The sequence below is a fragment of the Vibrio sp. Vb1755 genome (assembly GCF_033338635.1).
Taxonomy (GTDB): Bacteria; Pseudomonadota; Gammaproteobacteria; order Enterobacterales; family Vibrionaceae; genus Vibrio; species Vibrio alginolyticus.
In genome coordinates this window covers 192,176-216,035 of the sequence record NZ_JAWOTA010000004.1, presented here as the reverse complement: position 1 = coordinate 216,035, position 23,860 = coordinate 192,176, and the positions used below count along the sequence as shown (strand labels likewise).

Sequence of the window (23,860 nt, the reverse complement as noted above, 5' to 3'; positions counted from 1 at the left end):
TTGGCTTATTTACCTTTCTATATTACCCCAGAAGAATTTTCAGCATACCAAGAAGAGCAGGAGCAAAAAATTCTTAACGGGATGAATCTGACAGTCTGGCATAAGCACGATATTGAAGAGCCTTTTCGATACTTATACCTATCAATTGCTATAGCTGCTGTCAGTCCATTATTTTTCCTTACCTATTTCCTACATGATAGTAGTGAAATGATCTTAACTTACATTTTATCGGGGCTGACGATAATCATGTCTGGTGTGTCTTATCTGACATTTGGTTTGGACAATCGGTATGATTACACCTTCTCCGATCGCGGGTTAGTCATAAAAAAACGACGTAATTTACCGAATTGGGTAAACTCCGCGGCTCAAGTCATGGGCTGGATTGGAGCAATAGTTTGTGTCGTGATGGTTGGAGTTGCTGGACCGATGGTTCTTGTCGGAGCCGGTGGCTTTATATTGGTTTCATTTGGTATGCTTAAACGTCAGCCTGATGAACCAACAGAAGTGAGGGTCGGAGAACGTGAAGACTGGCTCTTTGCTGATTACAATAAGAAAAGAAAAGTAATTAAGTTCTTTTTTAAGCATGACACATGCGAATATATTAATATAGAACATACTAAGATTTCACGCTTACACAACCGATTCCACTATTACGTATTTTTCAAAACTGTGTCTGACTTAGAGTCTATGGTCAATCAGCTAGCCACGGAATATAAGCTTGACTGTACAGAAGTCGCCGACCACAAAAAGCTATTTGAAGCTAAGCCAGAGGCTAGACTGTTTGGTACGCCAGTTTGTTATAAAGAATATCAAACCGATGAGGTATTTGATTTAAGGGCGTCAAATGCCCCGCTCCCAGAGCGAGAGTACCTATATAACGGCAAGTGGCAAACCGAGTCTGAAATCGAACAATCAAAATCTGAACTAACGGCAGCCAAGGTATAAACCTTGGCTTGTTTACCTTTTTACATCCCCCCATGAAAAGCTTTAGATTTACTCTGATGTACAAAAAGAAAAATTGGTTCAAATAACGAATTTTTAACTCGAGGATAGGATAGTAAGCCCGAACCTTTCTATCCTCAACTAAACACCCATTTTGCACTGAGTAAATAGTTACTCACCATGCCTACCAATATGCCTAAGATCAAAGCCAAATAGACCATCACTCCTTGCGTCCCTAACGAGAGCGTTACGCCTTTGAACACAATAAAGTTCGGCAAAGCACTGATACAGGCACTCGCCATAAATTTTTGCCATTGAGCGAAAGGGTTGGTTTTTTCTGCTTGAGAGAAAGTCAGCCAGCGATTGCCAAGCCAAGTCGTGGTTGCCGCAAACAAAAATGCTATCCCACGAGCCAGCATCAACTCCAGACCAAGCCAATGGAACAACACAGAAAAGATAATGGTGTCGACCATAAAGCCGACACCACCTACCAGAGCAAACCTTGTTAACGAAGCAAACCTTTCCAGCGAAGCAAATTTTGGTAATTTGCGCATTCCGTTATCCAACCACACAGGTGTAGAGTGAGCGTTTCGATTTTGCTGTGAACTCATTGGTACAACTCAACGCATTTTCATGAATCATGCTATCCACTTGCTGCGATTTACCAATCAGGTGGAATTTCTTCAGATTGTTTAAGTCATTCTTATCTTCAAGCTTTTTCGCCTGACCATGACTATAGAACTGACCTGAGAACGGGCGCTTACCAATGTAAAAGACCGGAGCGTTGTCATTAATTTGCGCGAAGATTATACGGTCGCTGCGGCTATCTGCTTTGCCCATATTCAAAACCAACATCGCAATCATAAGCAGGGCTGGCAACACCGCTGCCGTTCCGGTCAACCATTTGAAATCGTGTTTATCCACCAGCATTGCAATCAAAATACCCAACGCAGGCACACCCGGTAATACGTAAGCAGGCAGAATATTCCCAGCCATGGTGAACAAGATCATTGGAGAAATCAGCCAACACATCAGGAAGCTAAATAAACCTTGATGATCGGTTTCAATAGCTTTGAGTACCTTACGACGTTTCCAAGCCAAGATAGGCAATACAATTGACCAAGGCGCAGCCGATTGCAGCCAGAATACCCAGATCATCCCACGTGGTTGATCATGAGCAGAGCCATACAGGTCCCCTTCCCAACCGCTGACAACAAAACGCTTGAAGTGCTCGCCAACAATGAAGTAATCAATAAATCCAGGCGTCGCCATTTCTGCCATGATGTACCAAGGCAGAGCAATCGCCAGCATAAGCGCCAAACCCGATACAATTGGAAAACGCTGCCACAAGGCTTTGAAGGCACCGAAGAAACCATGCTGAATCACAAGCCAAGGAAACACTGCGATGCCCATGATCACGATCGCCACTGGACCTTTTGCTAATAATCCACAAGCCAAACCAAAGAAACCGAGGTAACCCCACAATCGGCTGTGTTTGTCTTTGCCAAGCCAGCAGTAGTAAAAGCCGACCATCGCCATCGTCATTGCCAACGTCAGCGCCATGTCTGTCATCACCGCACCCGCAGCAATTGAAAAGATGCCACACGTCGCCAGTACCAACGCTGCGATGACTGCATTAAAGCCAGCGCGATGCGCCATGAAAGCAACAAAAACAATCGTCGCAACACCCGCTAACCAATGAGGCGCGCGCACTGCAAATTCATTCAATCCAAACAGCTCAATGCCGTAAGCACTCATCCAAGTGAACAGGGGTGGTTTCCCCCAAAAAGGCACGCCGTAATCAAACTGTGGGGTAAGCCAATTGCCTGTTTCCACCATTAAACGCGCCATTTCGCCGTAGCGGGCTTCTGTGGTGTCCATCAAAGGGTAGGCAGCAAGTGAAATAAGACGAAGTAAAAGAGCAAACGCCAACAACAACCACAGATGGGTTTTATTAATACTCATGATTACGCGGTTTCTCCCAATTTAAACTTCATGGTTTGGATGGATTGATGTTTTGCAGGCTGCTCGTAAACAGACTGAACAAGATAAAGAGGACGTTGCTTGGTCTCGACAAAAATGCGGCCAATGTATTCGCCCAAAAGGCCAATCGACAGCAGTTGCACACCGCCCAAGGCAAGTTGGACGACCATCATGGATGGGTAGCCAGTGACAGGCTCACCAAACACAACAGTTTTCATCACTATGAATGCGCCATAGATAAAGGCACTGAACGCCACCAATGCACCGGCAAGTGTCGCTAAGCGCAAAGGACGAATGGAAAACGAGGTAATGCCGTCCATTGCAAGGCCAATCAACTTGAGGTAGTTCCATTTGGTCTCACCACAGAAACGAGCGTCACGCTCAAACTGAACCGTCACTTGCTTGAAACCCGGCCAAGAAAAGATGCCTTTCATGTATCGGTTACGCTCTGGTAGCGCATTGATGTGTTTAACCACTTTTGCGCTCAGTAGACGGAAATCGCCCACATTCTCCGGCACATCCAATTTCGCCATGCTATTAAGCACTTTGTAAAAGCAAGCGGCCGAGAAGCGTTTGAACCAAGTTTCACCGTGGCGTTCGCTGCGCTGCATATTCACCACGTCATACCCTTCACGCCATTTTGATACCATTTGTGGGATCAACTCCGGCGGGTCTTGCAAGTCGGCATCAATCACGATCACCGCTTCACCTTGGCAGTGTTCCAGACCCGCACTCATGGCGGACTCTTTGCCGAAGTTACGGCTTAATGCAATACAACGAACGTCGCTAGAAGATTGAGAAAAGTTTTGCGCGATCATTAGGCTGTCGTCTTTGCTACCGTCGTCGACATAGACGATTTCACAGCGTTCTGGCATTTCATCCAAAACGGCGGCTAAACGACGATGAAATTCTGGCAAGACTTCTTGTTCGTTAAAGAATGGCACCACAACAGACAAAACTGTTTTAGGCTCAGTGTGTTGGCTCACCTTTGAAAAGGTTGCAGCGTGAATGTTGAAGGTTGACATGCTACTCTTCCACTAAATCCGATGAATGAATCCAGTCTACAAACATCAATGTGAAAGAGATGTTGTTGACATCTTTTTCACGTTCTTAGTGAATAATGTTCGGTTAAGACGAAGTCTTATTTTCGAAAACCCGCCCACTTGGAGAGAAATACATGAAACGCGTACTTTTAGTCGAAGATAATCGAGAAATCGCAGGCATGCTGTTCGATTATTTTGAGTGTGCAGGTATGGAACTCGATTATGCAGACAACGGTGAGCTCGGCTTGAAACTGGCGATGGAAAACACCTTCGACATCATCCTGCTCGACCTCATGCTACCACGCATGGATGGCCTGACCATGTGTAATAAACTTCGCGACGCGGGCAACAACACACCAGTGCTTATGCTGACGGCACTTGATAGCCGTGACGATATGCTCAAAGGCTTCCAACACGGTGCCGATGATTACCTGACTAAACCTTTCGATCTTGATATTCTAGAAGCGCGCATGATGGCACTGATCCGCCGTTACCGTGGCACTGTCGCATCGAGTAAGTTGGAATACGGTGAAGTCTCTATCGACCAAAAAACGCGTAAAGCTTACCGCCAAGATAAACTGCTAGCGCTAAACCCAACCACTTACACCATTCTGGAAATGCTTGTGAAAAGCGCACCAGATGTGGTGACACGCGAAGAAATCGCCTTCCAACTTTGGCAAGAGAACGAGCCGAACAACGACGTTCTGCGCAGCCACATTTACCAACTTCGCAACCAACTTGATAAGCCATTTGAACAACATGTGCTTATCACCGTGCCGAAAGTTGGCTTCCGATTGGAGACTGGTGCATGATCAATCGCTTACTTGCTAGCACACAAAGTATGACAGGGCGACTCGCTCTGTTTTTCTCTTTTGTGTCGGTCGTGATTGGCATCTTCTGCTTTTTGTTGATTACCGGCTCCCTGCTTTGGTCTGAAGACCGCGTGGGCGAGCGTCGTATTATGGTCGACAAAAAAGAAGCGATTGAACATTTCCAGTCCCACCCAGAGCAAGGTAGTATTCAGCTTGACCTGCTCACCACCGCATACAACGACATCTCATTGGTTGCCGAGCGCTACCAAAAATACCTGATTGGTCAAAAGCACTTTCTTGATGAGGTAGAAGACGGTGAATACTCGCGCATGGTTTACATGAGCACCTACACCTATAAAGGCGTTGAGCATCCGGTGATTCTGGTTTCCTTGATTGATGAAATCGAGATCACCTCAGAGGAATTCATTCTCGTCGTCGCAATGGTGCTGTCCATTGTCGCCGTGCTGGTGTTCCTGTTTGGTAGCCTGCTGCTGCGTTTATCACAGCGCCTGATTGAACCCGTCAATGCGCTTAAAATCCAACTCGATCATCACCAAGGCGATGCCACGCAGACCTTTAGTGTGCCTGAGGGCTCAGCCAAAGAGTTCCAAACCCTTGCGGATGAGTTGAATGAGTACCGCCACAAAATCAACCAAGTCATCAAGCGCGAGCAAGCCTTTGCACGATACGCGAGTCATGAACTGCGTACACCGTTAACCGTGATGAAAGGCTCAAGCAGCTTACTGGCGAGAAGTGCGAACACGGATTTCCAAACCCGCCAAGTGCACCGAATTCAGGATGCAACGCAGCAGATGTCGACCATGGTGGATGCCCTACTCGGCTTAGTACGTTACGAGCGTAATGCAGATGATTCACCAGTGCGCAGCATCACCGAAGAAGAACTCAACCAAATCATCTTCCAAAGCCAAGCTCAGGCGGATGAGAAAGCACTCAGCTTTGATGTACAGATCGACGGCAACCCTAGAACGCGCGCGACCAATGCCGTGTTGACCATTATTCTTGGCAACCTGATTCGCAACGGCATCGCTGCGACACCTTCGGGATCAATTCATATCAATATGGATGAAAACACCATCTCGGTGCGCGATGAAGGTGAAGGCTTTTCGACCATTCCACATTCTGATGGGCACGGATTAGGTTTGATGATTGTGGACGATTTGTGCCAACGCTATGGCTGGCAATTTAAGATTGGTACACATCCAGAAGGTGGTTGTGAGGCGGTGATTAATCTTGCGTCAGAGCATCAAGAGGCTTGATCAGAGTAACTTCCTCAGCGCCTAATTCAATTGAGAGGTATCTACTTTGCTAAGTATCAAACGAGCAATTCGATACCTCTTTTTAATTTCGATTGAATGAAATCTTATGCTGCAAGCGCTGCTAGTCGATTGAATGCTTGCGATGCCGATTCCGACGCCTCACACACAGAAAACATATCTTCGATAAAGTACTTCAACGCTCTAGATTCAATGGTTCGGATTGCCGCTTGCTGTTCGTCCGATAAGTAACCGTAAATGCTCGCCGCACCAAAATCGCCGAAGATCATCTCACCTTGCTCATTAACCAAAGTATTGTGCGCATACAAATCGCCATGGCACACCTTGTTGTCGTGCAGGTGATTAAACACGTCCACCATCTGCTCAACAATGGAATTGACTTGCTCGACCGTCAACGTAAAACCTTGTGGGAATGTATCTCGGGTGCAAGTTTCCAACGTTGGTGGCAAACCCAAGTTGTAGTAACAGTTTGGGATCAGCTCCATCACCAAAGCAAGCTCATTACCGTCATCCACTTGCGCGATGGATTTCACCAAGTTGTTGTGATGCCCGGCTTGCAAACATGCTTCAAGTTCATCATGTGGGTAGCCGTCGCTGGTCACTTCGCCCTTGAACACTTTCACCGCCACTTCATTCGGGAAGTCGTATTGAGCGTCAGTCCAGTTAGCATGAGAAATCACACCACTCGCACCTTGGCCAAGAACATGATTAAGCGAGTAACTGTTTGTCGTCACTTTCGGCACACTGTCTAACGAAGATGGGTGTTTGCAGAATGGGTTACCTGCGAAAGCAAACCATGCCAATTTAGGCAGCTTCATCAACACATCCGGGAAGTGCTCTAACTGGTTCGCAGATAAACGAATCAATTCTAAATTGACCAAGTTTTCCATGCTGTTTGGCAGTTGTTTGATGCGATTGCCCGCCAATGCAAGCTTTCTTAGGCGTGGTCTTTCACCCAGACTGTTTGGCAGAACTTCAATCTCGTTGTCGGTCAGAATCAACCAACGTAACTGAGTTGGTAGTGAGGCTTCACTCACCACTTTAATCTTGTTGGTTTTAAACCCAACCATCTCAAGGTTTGGCAATTTACCCAAGACCTCTGGCAGATGGGTGAACTGGTTGTTGGAAGCAAAGATGATTTTTAGCTTGGTCAACTGTTCCAACTCTGGTGGTAAATCTGACAGTGCGTTACCAGACAAATCTAACACTTCAAGCGTTTCTGCAAGCTCTAAAATTTCCATAGGAAACTCAGTTAGCCCTTCTGCCAACTTCAGTTGTTTCGTTCCTACTAATTGTCCTGTTTTTAATTGTTCTAGAGTTTGCAAAACCAAGCCTTCTGATTGAGTTGAAATAAGCGGCGTAGTTTACGTGGCTTGAAGCAGAAAGGCGAGCCATTGCATTACAGCCCCAGTAAAAGCGCGTCAAAACATCAGGAATAACCGAAATGGTTGTACTGAAACACAGACTTTTTATCTGGGTTTAATGGCGTTACACTACGCGCCCTTTTTAAATGGCAAAGGTGACACGGTTTATTCCGTCAGCATCGACATGAAACTCTCAGAAAGTCCTATCACCCAACATAGCTTTAATGGGCACAAATTTTTCCTTAAACGTGACGACATGCTGCATTCTCACTTTTCTGGGAACAAAGCACGTAAGTTTATGGCGTTGATGGAAACGCAAAACAGCGACATCAAAACCCTCATCAGTTACGGCTCTGCTCAATCCAACGCGATGTATTCGCTAGCAGCTCTCGCCCAGATTAAAGGTTGGGCATTTGAGTTTTATGTTCATCACATTCCATCTTGGCTAAAAAGCTCCCCCATCGGAAACTATCGCGGCGCTCTCGATTTGGGTATGAAAATCACCGCCATGCGAGACATCGGTAGCGAACTCCACCCTAGTGAATACATCCACCAGGTACGAAGAGTAGATGAGTCGACATTGCTGATTCCAGAGGGTGGACGTTCCCACGTCGCTGAAGCTGGCATCAAACAGTTAGCACGAGAAATTCTTGATTGGACGCGATTGAGAGGTAAAGAGCAGTTTACGGTCGCCCTGCCATCAGGTACTGGCACGACGGCTTTATATCTTCATAAACATTTAAGCCCACACGGCATAGAAGTGCTAACTTGCCCTTGCGTAGGCGATGCAGATTACTTAACTGAGCAGTTCAACCAGCTCTGTGAAAACAGCCACCCAACCATTTTAACCGTGCGCAACAAACACCATTTTGGTCGCTTGTACGAAGAAGATTACATCACATGGAAAGCACTCTTTGAGCAAACCGACCTCGAATTTGACCTGTTATACGACCCGTATATGTGGCAATGCCTCACCCCTTGGTTGGAAGAGAACACAGATAAAACGGTGATTTATATTCACCAAGGCGGGTTACTTGGCAACGAGTCGATGTTGCCAAGATATCAACGAGAATTTGAATAGCGTGTTCAAATAAAGTTGTTGCTGATTACAGTGATTCCACTATTTGATGAGCGCCAGAATTTCTTTGAATTCAGGTGCTCGGCAATCTTCGACCATTTCATACAAACACATTTCTAACCCAGTGAGCACCACACCGTTAGCGGTTAACTTCGCAAGAGCGAGCGCTTTATTGGCAGCGGTTCGGGAAGATACACAATCCGTGACTAATTCAACGCGATAACCGGACTGGCGCAGAGAAACCGCGGTTTGATAGACGCAAATGTGGGATTCAATACCGCAAACCAACCAGGTATCAACTTTCGCGTTCTCCACCGCGACCTTAAACGTCGCCTCTTTGCAACCATCAAACGTGTACTTGGTAATAGGTAAATGCGTGCTTTCAAGCACTTCACGAATCGGCTCCGCAGTTGGGCCCAATTTTTCTGGATTCTGTTCTAGCCACAGAATAGGCAAATCTAGTGCTTTGGCGCCCTTTACCAGTTTCGTGATATTTTCAATCAGAGCGTCACTTTCATGCATTAATGTAGCGAGTTTGCCCTGAACATCCACCACAATCAGGCCCGTGTTTCCTTTCGATAACATTTCCATCTCCTATCTTGTGCGACCACAAACCATACTCAACAAGTTGAGCAATAGTTAATGTATCAGAATCCTTTCATGTTAGAGCACTAAAACCTAGAAAGATGACCTTCGCTCACACATTTGCTCTTAGTTAAGAGTGGTTTGAACTGACTATTTAAATTTCTCTCGAATTAGTTCAATCAAGGCTTTGACTTTATTGGGCAGAAATAAGGCCGAGGGATAAATCAGAGTAAGATGCTGCTTCGGATGCGCGAATTGAGGCAGCACCTCGACCAACAAACCATCTCGCAATGCAGGCTTGGAATGAATTTGTGGAATAAACGCGATGCCGTTTCCTGCTATCGCCATCGAGCGCAGCAAGTTGAGATCGTCCGATCGCAACGCGACATGCAAATCTGAATCGAGCAAATCGGCATTGTAACGATTAGTTAAAAGGCGATGCTGCTTAAGATCTTCCACCGTTTTTACTGGCGGATGCGATTCTAGATAGGCTTTTGACGCAACAAAGTGACTACGATAAGGCAAAAGACTGAACTGCACATAGCTGTCATCGGTGACTTTGACCACGCTCGGAAGAAGCTGTAAATCAAACGATTGACGCTTGAGATCGACACTCTCTTGATGGTTTTCAATCTCGACCGAAATCTCCGGATACCGCGTTGTGTACTCGGTGATGATCGCGTTAAACGCGGCAGAGCTCATCAATGCGGAAGGAATGGCTAAACGCACCTTGCCCGTCAGCTCTTGTTGATATTCGTGCATGGCATTTAAACCTTGCTGAATATGGTCAATAGGCTGCCCCACCAACTCAAACAAGCGTTTCCCGTGCTCCGTCAACTCTATGCTGCGTGTTGTGCGGATCAAAAGCTGTACCCCGAGCGATTTCTCTAATTCTTGCAGGCGACGACTCACTTTTGAGCGTTGTAGTTGATTCGCCTCTGCCGCTGCACTTATACCGCCGTGAACCACCGTCTGAGTGAATAGATAAATATCATCAAAACTAACGTTCATTGTCCTATTTTTAGGTCATTTATGTTCGTATTATCATTCTACTGAATTGTGAGTGACTTCTCTATAATCCGCTATCCAATATGTTTAACGGAACTTGTAATGACGGCTGACCAAAAATTCAAACACTGGATGCGAACTTTGATTGTCCTGTTCATCGTACTATTTTTGTACATTATCATTGCTGACCGCTACGCCCCCTTAACGACCGAAGGACGAGTGCAAGGATACGTTGTCCAAGTCGCGCCCGAGGTATCTGGTAAAGTGACCGACGTTCTCATCGAGAATAACCAGTCCGTTCAAAAAGGCGATGTGTTGTTTACGATTGATGATCGTAAATACAAGATAGCACTTGAACAGGCGGAGCTGTCTCTGCAATCCGCTTATGAAAAAGAAGCAACGCTGTATTCTCAACGCGAAGCCGCTCTTGCCAATATTGCCCGCGCACAAGCGACATTTGATAATGCACACCGCGAGTACAACCGCTTACTGACACTATCGAAGCAGAAAGTCATCTCTCAATCGACACTCGATAATGCCTTTGCCCAAAATCAGGTATCACGTGCAGCGCTTAAAGCGGAACGACAAAACTTAAAAGTCATTGAGGCGCAATTAGGCGATCAAAAAGGTCAAAGCACCGCCGTTCGAATTGCCAAAAACGGCATCGAAAAGGCGCAACTTGATTTGGAAAATACCGCGGTACTCGCTCCCAGTGATGGTGTCGTGACCAACCTGCAACTAGAAGTTGGCACGACGGCAAACACCAACATGCCATTGCTGACGTTTGTACCAACTGGATCACTTTGGGTAGCCGCTGATTTTCGTGAAAAATCCGTCGCGAACGTAGACAAGACTTTCCACGCCTTGGTCACATTTGATGCCAACCCAGGCTCGGTGTACGACTTTGATTTAGCTAGCCGCGATTACGGTGTAGCAGCCGCACAACAAACGCCTAATGGCGCACTAACCAAAGTGGAAGCGAACAACCGCTGGGTACGTGATGCGCAGCGTACACGAGTGAACCTAACCAGCAGCGAAGAGTTACCACCAGCACTGTTTGTCGGCTCTCGCGCTACCATTGTTTTGTACCCAGACAACAGCATTTTCTGGCAGTTGATGGCGCAAGCACAGATTCACCTCGCAAGCTGGTTCCACTTCATTTACTAGGCGGCGACAATGAAAACCTTACGAATTTGGTTCGGCTGCTCTTTAGGGCTCGCGCTAAGCATGATCTTCGGTTGGTCTTACGGATTTTTTGCCATCATGATGCCGCTGTTTATATTGGGCAGAATGGACAACTTTAATCTTTCGGCTTTATTGATCGTGTTTTTCTCTGCGGTGTGGACAACCATACAAGCCACATTTTTGCTGGAATACTTGCAGTTTCATCCAACATTAATGATCGTAGCCGTCGGAATCATGATGCTGTTCAAGTGCATTGCAATGATGAACCAGAAAACCTATTTGTTTGGTTACATGGGGCTGTTAGTGGGTTCAATTGTGTTGAATTTTGCCAGCTATAACTTCATGGATATTGAAGAGTTCAATGTCAACATGTGGGTGATGGCGTTCAGCAATATTTTTGTTTGCGCATTCGCGTATTGGTTGTTCCCGGAGCCAAAATCCCCCGCCGAGCACCTTGAGATGTCGACCCCAGTAAAAAGCGATATTGACTACATCAGCCAAGTTGCTATGGGTTGGGTAGTGGCGATGGCTGCGTTTATCGTATTCCAAGTAGCGGACTTATATGACTCGCTATCCGCACAAGCTTCCATTTTGATCATCCTAACCCCAATGACTTTAGCGGGCTCGCTCGCCATGGCAAAAATTCGCATCATCGGCACCGCACTAGGCTGCATCGCAGGGATGGCTGTTCAGCTGATATTGGGCAGTTGGTATGGGCATGGGCTACTCTTTTGGCTCGCCTTTACCATTGCAATGGGGCCATTCTGCTTGTGGCTCACCAAGGGGCAAATTAAAGCGGCTATCGCGTTTTCTGCCATGTCTGCCCTATCGGTTCCGCTGACGACCTCGTTGGTGCCAGAACAAAAAGACGCGTTCTTTTCGATCTTGTACCGTTTCAGCTCGATTTTCGTTGCGGTTCTGCTCACCGCGATGGTGATGTGGGTGGTGCATCACTGGATTCGTGTGATGTTGCTAAAGCATCCTGAGATTAAGAACGTAGAGTTGAATTAAATCTGGCCGAGGCTGGAAACGGGAAATGTATGCCGCTCACTTTACTGTGAGCGGCATTTTTATTTAAAACGGTCACCCTGAACATCGAGGAACGAGCGTGGTTCAGGATCGACTCACCGAGTGCTGTGAAGTTCTGAGGTTATCGCCATTTTCCAGTGAGTTGTTAGTAGATTCCTAGTCTCGTCTAGACTCGCTGGAATGACCCAAATTTGAATACAAGCCAAATAGTTGGGTAGGTGAGTAACGTATCTCTTAACATCCGTCATCCTGAACAGCGAAGGACGGACGTGATTCAGGATCTACCCACCGAGTGCTTTGAAGTGCGAAAGTTATCGCTATTTCCTAGCGTGCTGTAATCAGATTCCTAGTCTCGTCTAGATTCGCTGGAATGACCCTACCTTAGAGCTGCTCTAATACCTGAGGGATGGCGAGCAATGTATCTTCCAACATCCGTCATCCTGAACAGCGAGGGACGAGCGTGATTCAGGATCTACCCACCGAGAGCTTTGAAGTGCGAAAGTTATCGCTATTTCCTAGCGAGCTGTAATCCGATTCCTATTCTCGTCTAGACTCGCTGGAATGACCCTCTCTTGGAGCAGATCCAATACCTAGGGTTGTGGCGAGCAATGTATCTTCCAACATCCGTCATCCTGAACAACGAGGGACGAGCGTGATTCAGGATCTACCCACCGAGTGCTTTGAAGTGCGAAAGTTATCGTCATTTCCTAGCGAGCAGTAACCCGATTCCTAGTCTCGTTTTAACTCGCCGGAAAGGCCCTATCTTGAAGCTGCTCCAATACCTAGGGTTGTGGCGAGCAATATATCTTCCAACATCCGTCATCCTGAACAGCGAGGGACGAGCGTGATTCAGGATCTACCCACCAAGAGCTTTGAAGTGCGAAAGTTATCGCTATTTCCTAGCGAGCTGTAATCCGATTCCTATTTTCATTTAAACTCGCTAGATTGACCCTAATTTTAGTTCATGGTGCGGAGCCTAAGTATTAATATCAACCCACCAACTCTTTACGAATGATCTCCGCACCCGCACTTAACGCATTGAGCTTAGCGGTCGATACTTCACGAGACAAAGGTGCCATACCGCAGTTGGTACATGGGTAAAGCTTGTCGGCATCAACGTACTTCAACGCCTCTCGCAATGTGTTCGCTACTTCTTCTGGCGTTTCAATTTCGTTAGTAGCGACGTCAATCGCACCAACCATCACCTTCTTACCGCGAATCAACTCAAGCAACTCAATAGGCACTCGCGAGTTATGACACTCAAGCGAGATAATATCGATATTTGACTGCTGCAATTTAGGGAATACTTCTTCGTATTGTCGCCATTCAGTGCCTAGCGTTTGCTTCCAATCTGTGTTCGCTTTGATGCCGTAGCCATAGCAGATATGCACCGCAGTTTCACATTTCAGCCCTTCAATCGCACGCTCTAAACATGCAATGCCCCACTCGTTCACATCATCGAAGAACACATTGAACGCAGGTTCATCGAATTGAATAATGTCGACACCCGCCGCTTCAAGCTCTTTCGCTTCTTGGTTGAGGATCTTCGCAAATTCCCAAGCCAGCTTTTCACGGCTACCGTAATGATCATCATAAAGCGTATCGATCATCGTCATAGGGCCTGGCAGTGCCCACTTGATAGGTTGCTTAGTTTGCTGACGCAAGAACTTTGCATCTTCAACAAACACGGGCTTTGTGCGGCTTACTGGGCCAACCACCGTCGGAACACTTGCTTCATAGCGGTTGCGAATGGTCACCGTTTTACGGTTTTCAAAATCTACGCCGCTTAAATGCTCAATAAAGGTCGTCACAAAATGTTGCCGAGTTTGCTCTCCATCACTGACGATATCAACGCCTGCCAGCTCTTGTTCTTGCAAAGCGACACGTAGCGCATCGCGTTTGCCATCAATCAGTTCTTCACCTTGCAGTTTCCACGGCGACCAAAGTTTTTCTGGTTCCGCTAGCCAAGAAGGTTTCGGTAAGCTCCCAGCCGTTGAAGTCGGTAATAGTGTTTTCATCGTAATTCCTTTCTAGATTCTCGTTATCGATTACGCGTAGCTTGCAGACCATTGTTCAAGCACAGATTGATAAGGTTTGATGAAATGCTCCTCGGCAAATTTCCCTTGTTCAACTGCCAGTTGGCTGCGCTCTTCTCGGTCGTAAACGATTTGAGTTAGCGAGTGGTCTAGGTTTTTTAGGTTTGGCTGGTAGCAATTACCGGCAACCGCGTTGGCATTGTAAATCTCAGGTCGGTAAATCTTCTGGAATGTCTCCATCGTGCTAATCGTACTGATAAGCTCTAGGTTTGAATAATCGTTCAACAAGTCACCGAAGAAGTAGAATGCCAATGGTGCAACACTGTTTGGCGGCATAAAGTAGCGCACCTGTAAGCCCATCTTTTTGAAGTACTGCTCCGTCAACGAAGATTCGTTCGGCTGATATTCAAAGCCCAAAACAGGATGTTGGTTTTCAGTACGTCGGTATACTTTGTTGTCCGATACGCTCAGACAAATCACAGGCAGCTTTTTGAAATGCTGTTTGTAAGACTCAGAATTAACGAAAGCTTTGAACAGTTTGCCATGCAAATCACCGAAGTTCGCTGGGATGCTGAACTGTGGCTGGTTTTTGTTGTGGTCCAACAGCAAAACGCTAAAGTCGTAATCACGCACGTATGAAGAGAAGTTGTTGCCCACAATGCCTTCGATACGCTCGTTAGTGTTGTGGTCAACAATGTTAGTTTTGAGCACTTCAATCGATGGGAAGGCTTCTCCACTACCTTGGATATCCATATCAACGGAGATGATTTCAAGTTCAACGGAGTAGCGGTCACCTTGCGCGTTATCCCAATATGCCAACGCATTAAAACGATTGTCGATCATTCGGAGTGCATTGCGCAGATTCTCTCGGCGGTAGTTTCCGCGAGCCAGATTAGCAAAGTTGGTAGTGATTCGCGTGTTGTCTGATGGTTGGTAATTCTCATCAAAGCGAATGCTTTTGATAGCAAATGTGAAATCGTTATTCATCGTGAGTTGGTATCCTATTTCCTTAGATAAAGCAGACTTTTCCTAACTCTGTGCATGGGGACATTTTTTGTTTTTTGGTTTTCCCAATCGTTAGGTTGCACAACACTTACGACGAACGGTTCGTACAAAAAACGACCGTCGCAGTGCCTAACACCAGAGCAGTCCTTTTTTTATACTTGCTTCACGAGTTGAGTAATATTGGTATTGTTTCACATTGAACATGAAGGAAATTCATAGTGGCAGTTCCAACCCTGAGAGAGCTATCGTAGATACTGTTTTTTATTGACACCAATACACGTAACTTGGCGAGCATATTGCCAATATGTGTAATTAAGAAACGGATAAGAGATTAGCAGTACGTAAACCAGTTTAAGCCGAGAAAACGCATTGTATGAACAAGGCACCAACTGGAATATAGGACAGCGTAACTTAAATAGCACTTTTCACACTCCATCGTTTATTCAAGCATTCGTTTAATTAGAAGTACGTTACATTTTATATTCTCGAAAAATGATTATTTAATAATCTTATTTATTTCTTTTTCTATCTTTACCATCTTAAACGTAAAGTTTAATTTCCTACTATAAAAGCACATATAACTTTATACATGAACATGGCAACTTCATTGACGGACTTTATCACTAAACTATTATATTAAGCTCTAAAAAAATAAGAACAAAAAAAACATAAACCACTGTTTTAATTTGAATTAAACCCATAAAACCGAGATAACCACATAACGATACTTTACTTAATTTGGTATAACAAAAACCCTAAAAATAACATGGCTAACATTTATAAAATTCACTTTTATCAATAGAAAATCTCAACACAACATTAGAAAATTAAAATTAAGCAATAACTTAAAAAGACAAGACTTAATAACCAAATTCTTATTTATTATAGTTGAGTGGTGAATTTAAAAACTATGAGACATTAATCCCACGAATCTATCCTTTTTCTTTTTTTAATAAAAAACAAGATGCACTATTTCACCGCTCATTTATTGAGCTTGAATTTATAACCTGTCCATAATTATAAAGTGCCCATCAAGATGGTTTAAAACAAAAGTCTTTATGGGCTGACTAATAGGAAAAAATAATGGAAAAACAGCATCTTTCCGCGAGTATTATCGCACTCGCTTTACTTGGTTCTTTAGCACCAGCACATGCTGAAGATACATTGAAATCTTACACTTCGACATTGCTTCAGCTTGATGATGGTGATGCACGCTCGAAAAAAATCCGCTTAATTTATTCTTTAGAAAATGTCTGGAACCAATCTTTGCTACCAAATGGCGCTAAAGAAGCCAAGTTGATCCTAAATGGCGGTTCTGGCTTCGACATGACTAATGTTCCAAACAAAGAACAAATCTATGGTTTTGCTACTGGGGGAGATTACCGTTACACCGTTCCAACGGCTTTTAAGCTGGCACTGAGCTATTTAAATGGCGCCCCTTTACGCCACATGAGCCATGCTCCAGAAAACACCATTGCAACGGCATCTGTCAGTGAGTCGCTAGATTTTAACCTTGGATTCAGTGCTTCTACTTCTCCAAATATTAGTGGGGGAATCTCCTGGAGCAACCGTGTAACGTACGACCAGCCAGAGTTTCAAACGGTTGCCGATTTTAACCAAGCTAACGAAAGCATTAATTGGTTAATTGAAAACAAGACTATCCGCCATAATACGCCAGCTAAAGACTGGTTATTGTATCGTTGGACCAGTTGTGACATGGGTAATTTGATTGATTACAATGAGTTACCTGTCGTTATGCGTTCAGATTTTAAACCACAAGTCGGCGTCGTATATAGAAAAAATGACATTCAAGATGGCCTAGATACATCAGAGGTCAAGCTGGTTGCTGGTTGGCGAAAAACCAATTACTACTTTGGTCGCGACTGGTGTAGCTGGTATACCACTCCAGAAAATACCTGGAAGAAAAATCGTGATAGCAGTCAATGGACAGAGACTAGCCGAGCCGTAACTATCTCTTGGAATGACGATCTCTACCACTAACTTATTAGCCTGCGGCCACGGAATAAATAAGTGGCCGCTATATTTACTAATGAAATAAACGGTAAGACATGACACATGACAAGTAACAAAAAACTCTTGACTGGATCGGCGCTAGCACTTGGTGCAGTACTCGCCATATTTCTAATTAATTCAAATAACAAGAATGCCCAGACCGAACCTGTTGCAAGCCTTGATGAGCAAATCAAGACAGAAGACGCTGCGACAATAAGTGTAACGCCTCCTGAGAGCGATGCTGCTCAAGAGGTTCTTACCGCTCCAACACCACTAAGTCGCAATGATGATACTTCCGACGTCATTCCAGCTACACCTTGGATATCTGCCCCATTAAATGAACTGAGCAATGAACTGTACGATTTTATTGAAGCTGAACAGGTAAGTTACATCAGTACGACCGACTATCCATTCGACGAGAAAAAGCAAAAACAATTGCGAACATTAGCTAAGCAAGGGGGTCCTATCTTGTTTGACAATACGGAGTCATCCTATTTGGATAGCTACGGTGTCAGCGAAACCAAAGTCGTATCAGAGTATTTTGGTACGGCGTCTGAAGGTGATGTCATCATCGCTACCGGAGTACAGAATGCAGATGGCAGCATTCATTATCTAGTTTTGCCTTTGAAGAGCAAAGATCTCAACGATAACAGTAAATTGATTGAGGACACTAAGCTCGCAATCACTCTACTTAAAGAACAAAAGCATGACTTGATAAAAGAGAGACAAAGCGAACATCGCGAATAAAAGTAAAGGGAGATAGCCTCTGTATCGCTATTTCCCTTAAAACTCAGTTCTCAATTAAGAAAAGCTCATCTCTCCCTACTTACCGGCGCTCTATCCGAAATCACCTTGCCATCTTTGATCGTGATGATGCGTTTGGTGCGTTCTGCGAGGGCGTTATCGTGCGTCACGATGATCAATGTTCTGCCTTCGGCGTGGAGTTGGTTGAACAGAGCTTCGATCTCAGCACCAGATTTTGAATCGAGCGCGCCGGTTGGCTCGTCAGCTAGGATGATTTGAGGGTCGTTGACCAAGGCTCTTGCAATCGCAACTCTCTGCTTTTGACCACCAGAAAGCTGGGTTGGTTTATGGTCTAAACGATCCCCTAGCCCGACTTGCTCTAGCAATTTGGCGGCGCGCTGGCGACGTTCTTTGCCTTTGATGCCAGAGTAAACCAACGGCAGCGCCACGTTATCGAGCGCCGTCGCGTATTCCAATAAGTTAAAGCTTTGGAAGACAAACCCGATCTTTTGGTTACGAATGCCAGCTAGGTCATTCGCACTTAAACTTGCGACGTTTTGGCCGCCAAGTTGGTACTCGCCATCGGTGGGCTTATCTAAACAACCGAGCATGTTCATCAACGTTGATTTGCCTGAACCGGACGGGCCAAGAATCGAAAGAAACTCGCCTTGATTAATGGTTAAGTCAACGCCGTCTAGCGCGCGAACTTCCGCCTCCCCGCTTGAGTAATATTTGCAGATGTTGGTCAGCTCAACAAGCGGCTTCGACATGTTCTCTCCAGAGTTATTGTTGTTATTCACTTTGTAGCGCCTCCAACGGGCTGACTTTTGCGGCTCGGTTTGCAGGTAACCATGCCGAGGCCACACCAATGATCATTAAGGTGAGGATGACAATCGCGACAACGACCCACGACAACTCAGGGACAGGTTTACCCAATTGTTCATAAAAGGCATTGCCCTCTAAAGGAATGGAGCTGATGGCAGACACCAGCGCGTACGTCACGGCTAACCCAAGCGCGCCCCCCATCAACATTGTCAATAAAGACTGCACTAAATAGTGCATGCGAATGGCCGTTGGGGTTGCACCGACTGCCATGCGCACGCCGATATCACGCGTAGATCGCTTTACGGTGGCATACATCACATTGGCGATGCCAACGCCAGCAACAGCTAACGTCACGAAGCCGATAATGCCAAGAAAACTCTGCAAACCTATCAGGAACTGCTGCATACTCTTTTGCTTAAGGAACATATCATCGACTTGGACGATCTGCTCATCGCTGACACTTGCCCCGTGCTTACGGGCAATCACTTGCCTTATCGTCTTTGCTAAGGTTTCTCGGTCTACATTCGCTTGTGGCTGCACATTGATGCCACCAATTTCACCGTTGACATGAAATCGCTTCCACGTCGCTAACGGCACAAAGCTGGAATAGTTGATAAGATCCCCCAGCTCTATTTGAGCGCTGTTTTTCTCCAATACGCCCACAACGGTGAACTCCTCATTGCCGATTTTTACCTTTTTCCCCACAGGGTTGACTTGCAATGTGACTGTCGCAAACCAACTAAAGTCCTCATTCGGGTTGAATAAGTCGGCTGCCAGTTCATAACCCAGTACAACGACTTTGCGCGTCTCTTTTTGATCGAGTGGATTTAACCATCGCCCCCCCGCCATCGGCACCAAATTGGTCATGGATTGAAACTCGCTCGTGACCGCTAACGGCTCTTGCCATGAGTTTCTATCACCAACGGTGATGCGCTCTTTCCACTTCGCAGTTGGCGCAACACTTTTTACATCGGGTAACGCTCGAACGACCTCTGAATCGTCCATTTTTAATGTCAGAAATTTACCTTGGTGAAAAGCACCGTGGTCGACGGTGGCCATCCCTCCGGTCAAATAAATCAAGTTGCCGTTACCATTTTGTGCGGTTTTCAATACGCCCTGACGAATACCCTCACCTACCGCCAACATAGCAGCGATACAGAGGGTCGCCCACGCTACAGCCAGAATGGTCAAACCCAATCTCAGCTTTTCTGCAGCCATTTCTTGGAAAATTTGTCTCATCGGTAACAACATGACTAGGCCCTCGCACTCAAAGCAATGACTGGCGTGAGACGCGATGCTCGCCTTGCTGGGAAATACGATGCCATCAATGCCAAGATAAGCGTCACAAGTAAAGACCAAGCAATGGAATCTGGCGTGATCACAGGCAAACCAATCCATTCCGGTAATGCCATGCTGCTTAAGACAGATACCACGGCATACGAAAACATCAGACCTAATGCCGTGCCCACGGCTACCAAAATAAGCCCCTCAAGAATAAACTGACTGAGTATGGATTTTTGAGTCGCCCCGATCGCCAAACGCACACCGATTTCACGCGTGCGCTCCGTGACAGATAAAAACATGATGTTGGCAACGCCAAGCGCACCGACCGCCATGGTCATCGCGCCACTCGCTCCGAGAAAAATCTGAATGCCACGCAAAATTCCACTGATGACCGCCGCACCTTCACTAAAATCGGGTAATTCGACCGCATCTTTATCACTTGGGTCAAAATGAAGCTGCTTGGCGAAAAAGTTCACGATATTTTGTCGAAATGACGATGCATCCATCCCTTCTCTCGGCTTCATCAATACCATCCAAGGTTTCGCATCCCACAAATCGCGGTACGTTGTTTGAGGAATGAAAACCGTGCGGCTATCGCCGAATGAAATGCCAGTGTCCTCACCAACGGTTATCCCAATCACCAAAAACGGAATGCCGTTGACTTTGAGCCTATCCCCGATTTGGATTCCACCCATTTGCGCAATTTGATCGCCTAACACCGCCACGCGAGTGTGGTTGTCCATATCACTTGGTGACAGGTTTCTCGAACCGGATTGCAGCTTGCGTTGCATTAAAGGAAAGTAAGACGTATCAATACCGCTGACCGTACTCGATAAATTCTGTCCTTTGAGATTGGTGATATTCGCATCCCATTTGGCGTAAACGCTCGACGCCAGTTGCACGAAGCCCGACTGTTTGATCATGTCGACTTTTTCTTGTGGAATATCAATTTGTCGCCTTGAAGGTAATCCTTGCCACGGTTTACTGGTGCTCGATGGAAACACCACTTGCACATTGTTGATCATAAATGAAAACGACTGGGTCTGATGGCGATAAAAGCCTTCGCCAAGTGCGATTAACACCACCACAGAGATCACGCCCCAAGCAATCGCGATAATGGCTAGCACGCTCTTCATGCGGTGCGCCATCAACGTTTGCCAAGTTTGCTGCAACAGGCTGCTCATGAATGAAAAGCCCGAGAGATCAACGCCATGGTATCGTCATCGAGTTTCCCTGCGGTTTGCAGTAAGCCGATTCTCTTACGCCAATAGCTGTACAAGTTGGTTTGCAGACTGTTTTTCGCCTCAAACAAGCTGTTGTGTGCACTGATAACTTCCGACACTTCAAGCAGGCCAGCATCGTAAAGTTTCTCTTTGCTTTGCAACACTCTGGCGCGCGACTCAACCAGCTCATTCGCTATTAAAACTTGATTCCAATTGATATCGACCCGCGTAAACTGCTGAATAACTCGTTTCTGAATATCAATTTCCACTCTACGCATATCTTGCTTGGTGCTTAAAATGTTCAACGATGCTTCGTCCACTTTCGCTCGCACTGCACCATTGAGGTCAATCGGCAAACTCAAACTAATCCCAGCGTTAAACTCGCCGTTTGAACGATTGTCACCATCGCTGTAGCCCACACTGCCTTTGACGGTCGGGTAGTATCCACCTTTAGCTGAATCTTTCGCGAACTCGCTCGCTTTCACCATCTGCGCCGCCACCAACAGCTCTGGACTGCTGTCTTTCGCCAGCTTTAGCCATTGCTCCTGGGAGTCCACCAACATCGGCGGCTGAATTAAAGAATCCGTTCGAATTTGGTCGACACTCTCCGGCATTTGATTGATTAACGCGGCAAGCTCTGCTTTTTTCACTTCGAGATCGGCTTTTGCATTGAGGATACTTGCTTGCTCAGAAACTTGATTCGCTCGCATTTCTTCGACATCAACCGACTTCACTTTGCCTGCTCGATAGCGTTTCTCGATGATGTTGAGAAGCTCCTTCCCTTCTTCCAGCTTGGACTGCGCTAATTTGAGGTCGCCCTGTGCGCTTGCCACATCTAGGTAAGCAGTGAGAAACTTCTGCGCAAGCTCGTTATGCGATTGAGATAGCTCTAACTGTGCTTTGAGATAATTGGCATTCGCTTGATCCAGTTCCGACCACAAACTGCTATCCCAAATAGTTTGAGATAAGGTAGCACCGTAACTGTTGGAATGGCTTGAGGACTCATTCCAATCCGCTGACGCACTAGCACTTAAACCCGGTAATAACGCACTGCGGCTACTCTGTACGCCAACCTCGCCAAGCTGGACGCCGATTTTCGCTTTTTCGTAATTTGGATCGTTCTGCTTTGCTTGTTGCCAAGCTTGTTCAATAGAAATTGCGTAGGTCGGCAAACTGAGCGTGGCAGCCAACAATGCAAAGGCGATTGTTGATCGTTGCAGCTTAACCATGCACCGCTCCCATCATACTGTTGTCGATAACCTCTTCATCAAGCTCCACGCCGTCAAGCACTTCGACATTGATGCCATCTGACAGACCGAGTTTCACAGGTTGTTTATGAAACCCTTGTTCTGAGCTATCGGGGATCAGAACATTCGGTGCGTCACCATCAAATTGCAGAGCGCGCTCCGGTAGCGTGAGCACGTTTTCAGAAGTCTTCAGAATGATTTGAGCCGTCGATGAAAAACCAGAACGAAGCAACACATCTTGTGGGATCTTGAGTTCTCCCACCTCAACCTCAAAACCGTTATCAAAACTTTTTGCCGAGGTATTGCCCTCTGGTGAGTTGAGGTTCTCAGATTGAATCGCCACTTTGGTTAGCACACCAGAAATCGCCACATCAGGATAAGGCGCAACCGTCAACATAACGGGCATTCCCGGAGACAACTGCGCAGCATCATGCTCACTGACGCTACCTTTAAAAATCAGACTGTTCATGTCGGCCAATGACATCATTTCAGTCGCGGCTTGGCTTGATTGAGTCGAAATGATCGGCTCTCCGACCTCAACTTTCTGGTTGAGTACCGTGCCATCAATTGGCGCGTAGATCGTCGACGTTAAACGCGCATCGCCGATCGACGCCTCACCACTGCGGATGAGTTCGAGATTCTGGCGCTTTTGCAATACGTCCGCTTGCGCAGATTTGACTGCCGAGCGCGCACTTACGTATTCGTCGTAGTTACTTGGAATAATATCCTGCTTGACCAAGCTTTCTAAGTTGGACATTTTTTGTTTGGCGGATTCCAGATCGGCTTCGCTACGCATGAGTTCTGCCGATGCATCCGTTAATGCTTGGGGGGTTGGGTTTGGACGCACTTTGATCAGCGGTTGGCCTTGCTTCACCTTTTCACCAACTTTCGCGTAAATTTCACCGACGATACCGTCGATTTGTGACTTGATAGACACGGAGTGTGCAGGGACAATTTTACCAACAGCCACCGCTTGTTTTTCAATCGTGCCTTTTTCCACAATCAATGTAGGCAGCAATTCTGGTTGAGCAGCAGATTGGAGATAGAAATACGTACCACCGCCGAGCAGCGCGAAGCTCACAGCGGAGACAAACCAACGTTTCGTCATTATTTATTCCAACAATTATTGGGTAGTCTAATGACTACTCCTAAAACACAA

Annotated in this window: 21 protein-coding genes; 8 read left to right on the top strand and 13 right to left on the bottom strand. The window is 46.1% G+C overall.

The window, feature by feature from the left end; genetic code table 11:
• Positions 1-945 carry a hypothetical protein gene (locus tag R7E00_RS06635; RefSeq protein ID WP_005376756.1) on the top strand — a complete coding sequence of 315 codons (945 nt, stop codon included), beginning with the start codon at positions 1-3 and terminating at the stop codon, positions 943-945.
• Between the two features lie 134 nt (positions 946-1,079).
• Here R7E00_RS06635 and R7E00_RS06630 read toward each other — a convergent pair whose 3' ends face one another.
• Genes R7E00_RS06630 through R7E00_RS06620 form a run of 3 tightly spaced genes read right to left on the bottom strand, consistent with a single transcriptional unit; the run spans position 1,080 to position 3,950 of the window.
• Positions 1,080-1,496 (bottom strand): GtrA family protein, encoded by a 417-nt coding sequence (locus tag R7E00_RS06630; protein WP_005376755.1) that lies wholly within the window; start codon positions 1,494-1,496, stop codon positions 1,080-1,082.
• A 4-nt stretch (positions 1,497-1,500) separates the two neighbouring features.
• Complete coding sequence (locus R7E00_RS06625) at positions 1,501-2,907, bottom strand: ArnT family glycosyltransferase (protein ID WP_045412049.1); 1,407 nt, start codon at positions 2,905-2,907, stop codon at positions 1,501-1,503.
• A 2-nt stretch (positions 2,908-2,909) separates the two neighbouring features.
• Positions 2,910-3,950: a glycosyltransferase family 2 protein gene (locus R7E00_RS06620; protein ID WP_020197904.1), complete on the bottom strand. Its 1,041-nt coding sequence runs from the start codon at positions 3,948-3,950 to the stop codon at positions 2,910-2,912.
• Positions 3,951-4,102: 152 nt separating this feature from the next.
• Here R7E00_RS06620 and R7E00_RS06615 point away from each other — a divergent pair, with 152 nt between their 5' ends.
• Both R7E00_RS06615 and R7E00_RS06610 read left to right on the top strand, forming a co-directional pair.
• Complete coding sequence (locus tag R7E00_RS06615; protein ID WP_005389368.1) at positions 4,103-4,780, top strand: response regulator transcription factor; 678 nt, start codon at positions 4,103-4,105, stop codon at positions 4,778-4,780.
• Positions 4,777-6,057 (top strand): HAMP domain-containing sensor histidine kinase, encoded by a 1,281-nt coding sequence (locus R7E00_RS06610; protein WP_318124416.1) that lies wholly within the window; start codon positions 4,777-4,779, stop codon positions 6,055-6,057. Before R7E00_RS06615 ends, R7E00_RS06610 begins: the two co-directional genes overlap by 4 nt.
• 104 nt (positions 6,058-6,161) lie before the next feature.
• Here R7E00_RS06610 and R7E00_RS06605 read toward each other — a convergent pair whose 3' ends face one another.
• Positions 6,162-7,400: a leucine-rich repeat-containing protein kinase family protein gene (locus R7E00_RS06605; RefSeq protein ID WP_064354152.1), complete on the bottom strand. Its 1,239-nt coding sequence runs from the start codon at positions 7,398-7,400 to the stop codon at positions 6,162-6,164.
• 223 nt (positions 7,401-7,623) lie between these two features.
• On the opposite strand from R7E00_RS06605, the gene R7E00_RS06600 reads away from it, so the two are divergent.
• Entirely contained in the window at positions 7,624-8,520 is an 897-nt protein-coding gene (locus R7E00_RS06600; RefSeq protein ID WP_262606228.1) for a pyridoxal-phosphate dependent enzyme, read from the top strand.
• A 39-nt stretch (positions 8,521-8,559) separates the two neighbouring features.
• On the opposite strand, the gene R7E00_RS06595 is transcribed toward R7E00_RS06600, so the two are convergent.
• Together R7E00_RS06595 and R7E00_RS06590 are read right to left on the bottom strand one after the other, a co-directional pair.
• Positions 8,560-9,102: a hydrolase gene (locus R7E00_RS06595; RefSeq protein ID WP_054701260.1), complete on the bottom strand. Its 543-nt coding sequence runs from the start codon at positions 9,100-9,102 to the stop codon at positions 8,560-8,562.
• Positions 9,103-9,252: 150 nt separating this feature from the next.
• A complete protein-coding gene (locus R7E00_RS06590) occupies positions 9,253-10,113 on the bottom strand; it encodes a LysR family transcriptional regulator (RefSeq protein ID WP_005376746.1) in 861 nt (286 codons plus the stop codon).
• A gap of 99 nt (positions 10,114-10,212) precedes the next feature.
• Between R7E00_RS06590 and R7E00_RS06585 the strand changes: the two genes are divergently transcribed.
• Positions 10,213-11,277, top strand: coding sequence for an HlyD family secretion protein (locus R7E00_RS06585; protein ID WP_054701263.1), 1,065 nt, complete (start codon positions 10,213-10,215; stop codon positions 11,275-11,277).
• A 9-nt stretch (positions 11,278-11,286) separates the two neighbouring features.
• Positions 11,287-12,306 carry a DUF2955 domain-containing protein gene (locus tag R7E00_RS06580; RefSeq protein WP_258481863.1) on the top strand — a complete coding sequence of 340 codons (1,020 nt, stop codon included), beginning with the start codon at positions 11,287-11,289 and terminating at the stop codon, positions 12,304-12,306.
• Positions 12,307-13,313: 1,007 nt separating this feature from the next.
• On the opposite strand, the gene R7E00_RS06575 is transcribed toward R7E00_RS06580, so the two are convergent.
• Positions 13,314-14,342 carry a methionine synthase gene (locus R7E00_RS06575; protein WP_031780992.1) on the bottom strand — a complete coding sequence of 343 codons (1,029 nt, stop codon included), beginning with the start codon at positions 14,340-14,342 and terminating at the stop codon, positions 13,314-13,316.
• Between the two features lie 30 nt (positions 14,343-14,372).
• Entirely contained in the window at positions 14,373-15,347 is a 975-nt protein-coding gene (locus R7E00_RS06570; RefSeq protein WP_025767248.1) for a DUF1852 domain-containing protein, read from the bottom strand.
• Positions 15,348-16,448: 1,101 nt separating this feature from the next.
• Here R7E00_RS06570 and R7E00_RS06565 point away from each other — a divergent pair.
• Both R7E00_RS06565 and R7E00_RS06560 read left to right on the top strand, forming a co-directional pair.
• A complete protein-coding gene (locus R7E00_RS06565) occupies positions 16,449-17,366 on the top strand; it encodes a leukocidin family pore-forming toxin (RefSeq protein ID WP_005376731.1) in 918 nt (305 codons plus the stop codon).
• A 75-nt stretch (positions 17,367-17,441) separates the two neighbouring features.
• The gene (locus R7E00_RS06560) at positions 17,442-18,125 is read left to right on the top strand and encodes a topoisomerase I (RefSeq protein ID WP_262606217.1); all 684 of its coding nucleotides are present in this window, start codon (positions 17,442-17,444) and stop codon (positions 18,123-18,125) included.
• Positions 18,126-18,190: 65 nt separating this feature from the next.
• Here the strand turns inward: R7E00_RS06560 and R7E00_RS06555 are convergent, their stop codons facing one another.
• The 5 genes from R7E00_RS06555 to R7E00_RS06535 are packed head-to-tail and all read right to left on the bottom strand — an operon-like array spanning position 18,191 to position 23,809.
• A complete protein-coding gene (locus R7E00_RS06555) occupies positions 18,191-18,892 on the bottom strand; it encodes an ABC transporter ATP-binding protein (protein WP_141135643.1) in 702 nt (233 codons plus the stop codon).
• 22 nt (positions 18,893-18,914) lie between these two features.
• Entirely contained in the window at positions 18,915-20,198 is a 1,284-nt protein-coding gene (locus R7E00_RS06550) for an ABC transporter permease (RefSeq protein WP_258481864.1), read from the bottom strand.
• A gap of 2 nt (positions 20,199-20,200) precedes the next feature.
• Positions 20,201-21,415 (bottom strand): ABC transporter permease, encoded by a 1,215-nt coding sequence (locus R7E00_RS06545; RefSeq protein WP_149192479.1) that lies wholly within the window; start codon positions 21,413-21,415, stop codon positions 20,201-20,203.
• Positions 21,412-22,683, bottom strand: coding sequence for a TolC family protein (locus R7E00_RS06540; protein WP_191115999.1), 1,272 nt, complete (start codon positions 22,681-22,683; stop codon positions 21,412-21,414). Before R7E00_RS06540 ends, R7E00_RS06545 begins: the two co-directional genes overlap by 4 nt.
• Positions 22,676-23,809, bottom strand: a complete 1,134-nt coding sequence (locus R7E00_RS06535) for an efflux RND transporter periplasmic adaptor subunit (RefSeq protein WP_064354161.1) — start codon at positions 23,807-23,809, stop codon at positions 22,676-22,678. Before R7E00_RS06535 ends, R7E00_RS06540 begins: the two co-directional genes overlap by 8 nt.
• Positions 23,810-23,860 lie beyond the last annotated feature (51 nt).

What these genes read in the sequence shown, in the direction of transcription:
- R7E00_RS06595 (WP_054701260.1), bottom strand. Translation starts at nt 9,102, where the DNA reads ATGTTATCGAAAGGAAACACGGGCCTGATTGTGGTGGATGTTCAGGGC.
- R7E00_RS06610 (WP_318124416.1), top strand. Translation starts at nt 4,777, where the DNA reads ATGATCAATCGCTTACTTGCTAGCACACAAAGTATGACAGGGCGACTC.
- R7E00_RS06630 (WP_005376755.1), bottom strand. Translation starts at nt 1,496, where the DNA reads ATGCGCAAATTACCAAAATTTGCTTCGCTGGAAAGGTTTGCTTCGTTA.
- R7E00_RS06535 (WP_064354161.1), bottom strand. Translation starts at nt 23,809, where the DNA reads ATGACGAAACGTTGGTTTGTCTCCGCTGTGAGCTTCGCGCTGCTCGGC.
- R7E00_RS06585 (WP_054701263.1), top strand. Translation starts at nt 10,213, where the DNA reads ATGACGGCTGACCAAAAATTCAAACACTGGATGCGAACTTTGATTGTC.
- R7E00_RS06545 (WP_149192479.1), bottom strand. Translation starts at nt 21,415, where the DNA reads ATGAGCAGCCTGTTGCAGCAAACTTGGCAAACGTTGATGGCGCACCGC.
- R7E00_RS06555 (WP_141135643.1), bottom strand. Translation starts at nt 18,892, where the DNA reads ATGTCGAAGCCGCTTGTTGAGCTGACCAACATCTGCAAATATTACTCA.
- R7E00_RS06580 (WP_258481863.1), top strand. Translation starts at nt 11,287, where the DNA reads ATGAAAACCTTACGAATTTGGTTCGGCTGCTCTTTAGGGCTCGCGCTA.
- R7E00_RS06590 (WP_005376746.1), bottom strand. Translation starts at nt 10,113, where the DNA reads ATGAACGTTAGTTTTGATGATATTTATCTATTCACTCAGACGGTGGTT.
- R7E00_RS06625 (WP_045412049.1), bottom strand. Translation starts at nt 2,907, where the DNA reads ATGAGTATTAATAAAACCCATCTGTGGTTGTTGTTGGCGTTTGCTCTT.
- R7E00_RS06620 (WP_020197904.1), bottom strand. Translation starts at nt 3,950, where the DNA reads ATGTCAACCTTCAACATTCACGCTGCAACCTTTTCAAAGGTGAGCCAA.
- R7E00_RS06575 (WP_031780992.1), bottom strand. Translation starts at nt 14,342, where the DNA reads ATGAAAACACTATTACCGACTTCAACGGCTGGGAGCTTACCGAAACCT.
- R7E00_RS06570 (WP_025767248.1), bottom strand. Translation starts at nt 15,347, where the DNA reads ATGAATAACGATTTCACATTTGCTATCAAAAGCATTCGCTTTGATGAG.
- R7E00_RS06550 (WP_258481864.1), bottom strand. Translation starts at nt 20,198, where the DNA reads ATGTTGTTACCGATGAGACAAATTTTCCAAGAAATGGCTGCAGAAAAG.
- R7E00_RS06600 (WP_262606228.1), top strand. Translation starts at nt 7,624, where the DNA reads ATGAAACTCTCAGAAAGTCCTATCACCCAACATAGCTTTAATGGGCAC.
- R7E00_RS06565 (WP_005376731.1), top strand. Translation starts at nt 16,449, where the DNA reads ATGGAAAAACAGCATCTTTCCGCGAGTATTATCGCACTCGCTTTACTT.
- R7E00_RS06560 (WP_262606217.1), top strand. Translation starts at nt 17,442, where the DNA reads ATGACAAGTAACAAAAAACTCTTGACTGGATCGGCGCTAGCACTTGGT.
- R7E00_RS06540 (WP_191115999.1), bottom strand. Translation starts at nt 22,683, where the DNA reads ATGGTTAAGCTGCAACGATCAACAATCGCCTTTGCATTGTTGGCTGCC.
- R7E00_RS06615 (WP_005389368.1), top strand. Translation starts at nt 4,103, where the DNA reads ATGAAACGCGTACTTTTAGTCGAAGATAATCGAGAAATCGCAGGCATG.